A 7,655-nucleotide genomic window follows, 5' to 3' on the forward strand; every position below is an offset into this window, starting at 1 on the left:
GACTTAGCGCCCGGGGAAGGGAGCGGGCCCCGTTTCCGGTGGCCTGCCGTTTTGCATACCGGCCCCCGCAATGAGCGCGCCGGCAACCAGGAGGGCCAGCGGCGTCTGGAAGACAGAGCCCAGGATGGACAGCCCTGAATCCGCGATGGGCCTGGACGCCGCGACGAGGCATGCCACGTCCATCGCCAGGGCCACCACATAGCCGGCGACGAAACAGACCACCGCCGCGCGAGGCCTGTAGTTCCTGGTGGCGGCCCGCACCGCGGCGTCGTAGACCCGGTACTTGAGTCCGATGAAAAGGGGAGTGAACGTCAGGATGTACAGGACATCCACTTCTTCCGGAAATTTGAAGAGAGGAACGTTTGCGTTGCCGTGGTAGACGCCGTCGGAGAAGAACCACAGGGCGCCCACGTGGATCAAAATCAGCAGGACCGAGACCAGTCCGTACCGCAGCCACGCCCCGCGCCTGGTCATTCCCATCGCCATGGACCAGTATGGCATCGGCCGTAAAGGGATTTTCAAGGAATCTGCGGCAGACTTGGGACTGCGCCCACGAACGAAAGCAGGCCCCATTGATTACCCTCCAGCAGGATCCCGACGGCTTCATCCGGATGAACCGGCACTACCCGGCCAGCGTCCGGATCCGGATCGCTTTCACCGACGGCAGTACGGGTGAGTTCTCCGGCCGAACCCTGAACAACGCCTACGACGCCGCGCTCGCGGAATTCCGCGCCAAAAACGGGCTGGATGCGCGCGGCTACTCCCGGACCACCGCGGGCCGGACCAACTCCGGCAACAGCGTCGACTACGTTCCCGTCCACCCCGGGATGGGGGAGTAGCGGGACGCCATGGCCGATGACGGAGCACCCGCGGCCCTCTTTGACCGCGCCGTTGTGATCTTCAATCCTGGCAGGGCCGGGATGCACGCGCGGATCGAGGCGTTGCATCAGGACCTGGCCGCAGACCTGCCGGGCCTGCCGGTTGAGCTGCTGCCCACGGAGTATGCGGGGCACGCCCGCGTGCTTGCGCGGACCGAGGCTGGGCGGGGTGCACCACTCATCGTGTCCGTCAGCGGCGACGGCGGGTACAACGAGGTGGTCAACGGCGTGATGGACGTTTCCGGCAGCAAAGCGGTGTGCACCGTGATTCCTGCAGGCAACGCCAACGACCACTACCGGAGCCTGCCCGCCCGGACCCTCAGCCAGGCAATCCGGGAGAAAGCGGTCCGGCCCATCGACCTGCTGCGCGTCACGTTCCGCAGCGGCGGCCGGGAGGAGGTCCTGTACGCGCAATCCTACGTGGGTTTCGGGCTGACGCCCTTGATGGCCATCGGCATCGAAAAGGGCGGCAAGGGAAAAGTCCTGGAACTGGTTTCCGTTGCCCGCACACTGCGGAACCTAAGGCCGTTCGAGCTGGTGCGGGACGACGGGGCCACGGCAAAGTTCGACAGCCTGATCCTGGCCAACATCTCCCGTATGGCGAAGTACGGAACGGTCAGCGAATCGCACTATCCGGACGACGGCCGGTTCGAGGTAGTGACGCTGCCCCACGCCGGGCTGATGAAGATGGCGCTGATGACGCTCCGGGCCGTGACGCTGGGCCTGGGGGAGCAGCCCAGCGTCACCAGCTATGCCTTTTCCACGCGGAACGCTGTGCCGTGCCAGATCGACGGCGAGGTGGTCCATATCCAGGCAGGTACGCATGTCCTGGTGGAAAGCGCCGAGGGTGCCCTGGCCACTCTGTGACCGTTCGCCGCAGGACTGCGCCCGTGCGTACAGGCCGGAAGTGGTTACGGCTGCACGGAGTCGAAGAACGTGTAACCGGTGTCCGGCTGTCCGTTCGCTGCCTCATGTGATTTCATCCGGATGAAGTCCATGTCCTGCTGGGACAGCGTGGTCTCGCCGTGGACGTCGTCGTTGGCCGCTTCGCCATTGGCCGCACTGATTTCCGCGGAGAGCGTCCGCGGAAGGATCATGCACCCCGGGTTTTCCATCAGCCACTGCGTTACAGCGGAGGGAAGCTGGTTCCATTGGTCGCGGATGCGCAGATCTGTCATGGTGTGCCTTTCGTGGCAGTTGCCGGATGCGAGTCGAAGAGAGTGTCGGCTGCTGCCCGGCGGAGGGACCCAAAGGGACGTACTGCCGAGACAGGATGTCCAGTCACGGGTGTCCCGGGTACGTTGAGTGTACGCCCAATAGCGGGCTCCAACGTGCCGGAAGCCCTGGCATTTTCTGGCTGCCAGCGGGGCTGCCATCCGGCGTCCGTTCAGGGGCGTTCCATGGTGCCCGTACCGGCGTCGCCATCCACGGCGATCCGCTGCCCGCTGCTGAGCCGCTGCGTCGCCACCCCGGTTCCCAGGACCGCAGGGATGCCATACTCGCGGGCCACGATGGAGCTGTGGCTCAGCGGGCCGCCCACGTCGGTCACCACGGCGGACGCCATGGCGAACAGCGGAGTCCACGCGGGAGTAGTAATGCGGGCCACCAGCACCTCGCCGGGCCGCATCTGGCCGAAATCCCCGGGTCCGCGCAGGACGCGCGCCGGTGCGGTGACCTTGCCGGAACTGGCGCCGGCGCCCTTGATTACGTCGCCGGCCTGGTGCTGGGAGCCTGCCGGCATCCACGACCCGAAAGACCGTTCCATCCACTTGCTCTCGGGAAGCATCTGCGGTGCATTCGCCTTCGCCTGGCCCCGCCACAGCATCCGGCGATCCTCGACGGCGGCGGCCCGGACGGGACGGGCAGCTCCGGCAATCACCACGGCGGCCGGAGCCCCGGGCTCGGCGAGACCGAATTCGACGGCGCTCCGCAGCTCCTGGTGCCGGAGCCAGAACACGTCATCCGGCGCCGCGACCACGTGGGAGTCCACCAGGCGCCGGCCGAGTTCCAGCAGCATGCGCCGCATCAGCGGCCAAGCCAGCCCGACGTCGGCCAGCGCGTCTTCGCGTGCGGGTGCCGTTTCCTGGGCCCACTTCAGCAGCCGGTGGAACAGGGCCCGGCGCCGCGGCCCCAGCCGGGCGGCCATCTCCCGGGTCAGTTCCTCCCGGCGTTCGGTGAGCTGCCGCTGCCGCTCGTGCGGGTCCGTGCCCTGCCCACGCAGGTAGAACTTCACCGTCTCCAGCTGGGCGGACGGGTCGTCGGCCGGCACCGGGGTGGCGAAGTCCAGGTTGTAGACGGCATGCCCGTACAGGTCCAGGTGCTCCTTGAAGGCAAGCCGCCATTCCTGCCACAGGACGTCGTCCACCCCTTCCGGTGCGGCACCGGTGCGCTGGCACCCGGCGAGCTCCGCCGTCGGCCGCTCCAGCAAAGCCGCTGCCAGCGCCGGATCGCTGCGCGCCCAGCCCGCCAGATCGTAGAGGGACTTGTCCGCCCGGATGGGTTCGCTGTCGAAGCCCAGCAGGAACGCCTGGGCCGGGGGATCGCCGTGGCGCCGGACGGCCCTGCCATAGAACGTCCGGAAGGAAATCTCGCTCATGGCGGCGAGCGGAATGATGGACTGCACGGCCGTGTAGTACACGGTTCCGGCGTCCGGAGGGCCTGAACGCCCTCCAGCAACTGCCCGCCGGTGAGCTCCGAAGGCGGTTTCACCGACCACTCCCGGATCACTTGCTGGTAGCGCGGGTGCGAATAGTCGCGCCACCCGGCGATGCCCATGTGCGCCGTGCCGCGGAACAGTGCCCCCATCGCCGGCACCGTCCGGCCCGTCATCCGCAGCAGGGCCCGGTTGCGGTAGTAGTAATAGGCGTAGCCGTTGATGGTGGGGAACCGCACCTCGCCCTCGCGCAGGGAGTTGATGCCCAGCGCCTGGTTCATCAGGGCGGACAGCGAGCGGGACACCGAGCCGTCAATGAGGTCGGCGAAGAGCGGGGAGAGCGGGTCCGGCATCTGCTCCACGATGCTCGCCCGGAAGTAGAGCCCGTTGGGATAGGGCACGGGCCAGGTCTTGGGGACGTCGGCCGCGGGTTCGGCCAGTGCGGTGATGGGCCGGGACTGCAGCAGGAAGAACCGGCCGCCGGCCCGCGCCCATTCGACGTCCTGCGGTGCCCCGGAGTGGTCCGTGATCAGTTGGCCGTAGCGGGTCAGCTCCGCGGCTGCCGCGTCATCCAGGACAGGCGCACGACGGCGGGCTTCCGCCACCGGCTGCTCCCGGGTTCCGTTCTCCACGGGAACCGTCATGACCTCCTTGTCGGCTGTCTGCCGCGAGATGATCCTGCCGGTGGCGGACTCAACCACCAGGTCATCGGTGGTCACCGTTCCGCTGACCACGGCCTCGCCCAGGCCCCATGCGGCGCTGATCGCCGTCTGGTCGCGCCGGCCGTTGGCGGGGTTGGCGGTGAACATGACGCCGGCGGCGTCGGCTTCCACCATCTGCTGGACGACCACGGCGAGCCGCACCTGCCCGGGCAGCACACCTTCGCGGGCCCGGTAAGCCATGGCGCGGGCCGTCCAGAGGGAGGCCCAGCAGTCGGTCACGGCTTGGGCCAGGGCGTCCTGGCCGCGGACGTTCAGGTAGGTTTCCTGCTGCCCGGCGAAACTGGCCGACGGGAGGTCCTCGGCGGTGGCGGAGGAACGCACCGACACGGAGGTCCCGCTGCCCAGGCGTTGGTAGGCGTCCGCGAGTTCGGTTCTGATGGCCGGTGGCATGGTGCCTTTGCCGAACAGGTCCCGTAGCTGCCCGGAGGCGTGTTCGTAGTCCTCCGGCGAGGCGTCGGGTGGAAGGGAGGCCAGTTCCCGGATGGCCGCATCGAGGTTCCCGGTGACGAATTCCGAGTAGGCGGCGGTGGTGAGGACGAACCCCGGCGGGACTGGCAGGCCGGCCTGGATGAGGCCGCCGAGACCCACCGCCTTGCCGCCGGCTGTGCCGAGCTCGTCCCGGCCCACGTCGCCCAAGTCCTTGACATAGGTCATGACTGTGTCCCCATGCCGCGCATCGCCGTCGGCCGCTTCGAACGGCACACCCGCCTGCGTCCCGGGAGCCGTCCTCCTGCAATTGACATGTTCCAGCCTGTGCCGCGGCGCCGGGACCCAGCTAGGGCCTAACGGCCTTCCGAAAGCGTCCGCATACCCCTAATCGCGGTGTTGCCACGGCGCCCGCCATTAGGTATCTCCGCGTATTGACTGCCTGTAGCCGGAGGCATACTTTCGGCCTTGTCGGGGCCGGACATCCGTAATCCGCGGAACGTGGCGCCGTCGCATGCACATGCCAGGGAGGAAAGACCATGCCGAAGTATTTGTTTGAAGCAACGTACGTGGGCCAGGGGATCAAGGGGCTGATGCAGGAAGGCGGTACCAAGCGGCGTGATGCCCTGGCGGAGGCCTTGAAGTCCGTGGGCGGCTCGCTGGAGAGCTTCTACTACGCGTTTGGCTACTATGACGTCCTTGGCGTGTTCGAGGCGCCGGACGATGCAAGTGCCGCGGCACTGTCGCTGCTGATCAATTCGACCGGGAACGTCAACGTCCGCCTGAAGCCGCTCCTCACCGTGGAAGACCTGGACGAGGCCGCCAAGAAGACGCCGTCGTACCGGGCCCCTGGACAATAGGCGGGTTTGCACTTTGGCAGTGGGCCGGCGTCGGGGAATTTACGACGGCGGCCCGCCGGCTTGGGCGTGCCAGCGTGGAGTGTGGGGCCTAGGGTAGGGCCGGATGGCCGAAGGAGGGACGCTGGCCGGAGCGGTAGGCGGAGTCGATGATGGGCTCGAGTTCGTCGAGCACGGTGTGGTTTCCGGGGAGAACCACATGGGCCAGGAATTCCGATTCAAGCGTGGCAATGCCGGCTGCCGCCGCCCCGAGTTTGGCGTCGATGGCCAGTGCCAGGGCATGCCAGGATTTGCGGTTGACGCGTTCCAGGACCTTGGCGTTCGCTTCGTGGAGCCGGCTGTCCGCGATGTCCCCGCGGATGGCCAGGGCGCCTTCAGACTGCAGCAACTGCATGACGATCCGGAACTGCCTGCCGTCGCCCTTGAAGGCGACGGCGCCCAGGCTTCCCCGCTGGCTGAAGATGATGTCCGTTGCCCCGTAGTTCTCGAGCGCCTGCCTGATGTGTTTCCGGGAAACCTCGCTGCTGTAGGAGTCACCCCGGGTGTAAGGACCTGTCATCTTCTAACTATGCGCCCTTTTGGCAGCGTGCGCGTACGCGCACCACGGCGGGCGGGGCTATTCCGGGGTGCCAAAGACTTCTGCGACCGGCGGAGCGCCCACGGTGTGGACCGCAGGTAGGATCGGAGGATTGCCGCGGGGGTCGGCAATACGTTTGGGGGAACACCGTGATGCATCTGCCGCTCCGCCGTGCCGCAGGCGCGGCCCTTTCTGCCGGGACGGCACTGCTGGCCAGCGCTTCGCTCATGCTGGGATCCGCCGTCGTAGCCGCTCCCGCGTCCGCGGCCGATCCGAAGGTGATTGGCGCCGTCGGCCAGCCGCTGGGTATTGCGTCCGGCCCGGACGGCACGCTGTACGTCAGCGACTACAACTGGGCGGGCAGCGTCAACGCCTACAGGCCGGGGGAGACGGTGCCGTCCCGCACCATCACCACCGGGCACTTCCCCACCTCGCTGGCCGTAACGCCGGACGGGACGCTGTATGTGGCGCAGAGCGATGGTGCGCAGTCAGAAATCGGCGTGGTGGCACCGGGCACGGACGAAGTCTCGCTGGTGATGAAGGTTCCTGCCGGCACGCGGTGGCTGGCCGTGGGGCCGGAGGGATCGCTCTACGTGGTCAATTCGGACCAGAACTCGGTGTCGGTGGTGAAGCCGGGCGATGCGTGGGTGCAGCGGATCATCCAGGCCGGGCCGTATCCGGTGAAGGTCGCACTGGCCAGGGACGGGACGGCCTATGCCACCAACCAGCTGGCCGGCACCGTCACCGTGGTTCCGGCCGGTGCGCCGTGGCCGTCGCACACGATTGATGTGGGTACCAGGGCCGAGCCGCACGGGATCGCCGCAGCGCCGGACGGGACCGTCTATGTGGCCAACATCCTCACCAACGATGTTGCGGTGATCGAGCCCGGGCGCACAACGGTGGAGCGGCGGATTCCCGTGGGCACAGCGCCGCAGGAGGTGCTGGCCGCTGCCGACGGGACCGTGTACGTGACCAACAGCCTGGACGACACCGTCTCTGTCATCCCCGCCGGGGCGGCGACTGCCGCGCATACCATCGCCACCGGGGACGATCCCGCCCGGATGGTGCAGCGGAGCGACGGGTCCGTGGTGGTGGTCAACAGGAAAGGCAGGTCACTGACCGTTCTCGACGGCGGACCGGCCACCGGAGCGGCGCCCACCACGGGTGGGGGAGAGCCGGCAGCAGCAGCCGACGGCGGCGCATCCGATGGTGCCGGGTCAGATGGTGCCGTCATCGCCCAGGGATCCTTCGATGTGGCAGTTCCGGCCGTCGCCGCCGGAGCGGGCGCTTTGTTCCTGGGCGGCGCCGTCTTGCTTGTTGTGGTGCTGCGCCGCCGCCGGAAGGTCAGCGGGGCTGACGGCGCCGAGGTGTGGGCGCTGGACTAGCTGTACTGCCCAGGGACGTTGGTTCGGTGAATGTGATGACTCGCTGGAGTCGTTGAGCCAAAGGTGAGGACCTCCGGTTGCACAGTGGAGTTGCTTAGACAACCGCTGCAGCGACCAGGAGGTCCTCATGTCCCACGCTAATGCCGCTTTGACTCCG

Annotated in this window: 9 protein-coding genes; 4 read left to right on the top strand and 5 right to left on the bottom strand. The window is 67.7% G+C overall.

Going from position 1 to position 7,655, the window contains the following annotated elements; translation table 11 throughout:
• Positions 1-3: 3 nt before the first annotated feature.
• Positions 4-474: a hypothetical protein gene (locus FB478_RS20750; protein WP_144601516.1), complete on the bottom strand. Its 471-nt coding sequence runs from the start codon at positions 472-474 to the stop codon at positions 4-6.
• A 98-nt stretch (positions 475-572) separates the two neighbouring features.
• On the opposite strand from FB478_RS20750, the gene FB478_RS20755 reads away from it, so the two are divergent.
• Together FB478_RS20755 and FB478_RS20760 are read left to right on the top strand one after the other, a co-directional pair.
• Positions 573-839: a hypothetical protein gene (locus FB478_RS20755; RefSeq protein WP_142068312.1), complete on the top strand. Its 267-nt coding sequence runs from the start codon at positions 573-575 to the stop codon at positions 837-839.
• A 9-nt stretch (positions 840-848) separates the two neighbouring features.
• Positions 849-1,745, top strand: a complete 897-nt coding sequence (locus tag FB478_RS20760; RefSeq protein WP_144601517.1) for a diacylglycerol kinase family protein — start codon at positions 849-851, stop codon at positions 1,743-1,745.
• A 44-nt stretch (positions 1,746-1,789) separates the two neighbouring features.
• Here the strand turns inward: FB478_RS20760 and FB478_RS20765 are convergent, their stop codons facing one another.
• The 3 genes from FB478_RS20765 to FB478_RS21455 form a co-directional block, all read right to left on the bottom strand.
• Positions 1,790-2,056 carry a hypothetical protein gene (locus FB478_RS20765; protein ID WP_144601518.1) on the bottom strand — a complete coding sequence of 89 codons (267 nt, stop codon included), beginning with the start codon at positions 2,054-2,056 and terminating at the stop codon, positions 1,790-1,792.
• Positions 2,057-2,265: 209 nt separating this feature from the next.
• On the bottom strand, positions 2,266-3,501 hold the full coding sequence (locus FB478_RS21450) for a PEP-utilizing enzyme (protein ID WP_261377495.1): 1,236 nt from the start codon (positions 3,499-3,501) through the stop codon (positions 2,266-2,268).
• A complete protein-coding gene (locus FB478_RS21455; protein WP_261377496.1) occupies positions 3,471-4,955 on the bottom strand; it encodes a PEP/pyruvate-binding domain-containing protein in 1,485 nt (494 codons plus the stop codon). Before FB478_RS21455 ends, FB478_RS21450 begins: the two co-directional genes overlap by 31 nt.
• Before the next feature lie 263 nt (positions 4,956-5,218).
• On the opposite strand from FB478_RS21455, the gene FB478_RS20775 reads away from it, so the two are divergent.
• Positions 5,219-5,539 (top strand): GYD domain-containing protein, encoded by a 321-nt coding sequence (locus tag FB478_RS20775; RefSeq protein ID WP_018770522.1) that lies wholly within the window; start codon positions 5,219-5,221, stop codon positions 5,537-5,539.
• A gap of 88 nt (positions 5,540-5,627) precedes the next feature.
• On the opposite strand, the gene FB478_RS20780 is transcribed toward FB478_RS20775, so the two are convergent.
• Positions 5,628-6,095: a hypothetical protein gene (locus FB478_RS20780; RefSeq protein WP_018770521.1), complete on the bottom strand. Its 468-nt coding sequence runs from the start codon at positions 6,093-6,095 to the stop codon at positions 5,628-5,630.
• Between the two features lie 170 nt (positions 6,096-6,265).
• Between FB478_RS20780 and FB478_RS20785 the strand changes: the two genes are divergently transcribed.
• Positions 6,266-7,498, top strand: a complete 1,233-nt coding sequence (locus FB478_RS20785) for a hypothetical protein (RefSeq protein ID WP_144601519.1) — start codon at positions 6,266-6,268, stop codon at positions 7,496-7,498.
• The last annotated feature ends 157 nt before the right edge of the window (positions 7,499-7,655 follow it).

The sequence above is a fragment of the Arthrobacter sp. AG367 genome (genome assembly GCF_007828995.1).
Classification (GTDB): domain Bacteria; phylum Actinomycetota; class Actinomycetes; order Actinomycetales; family Micrococcaceae; genus Arthrobacter.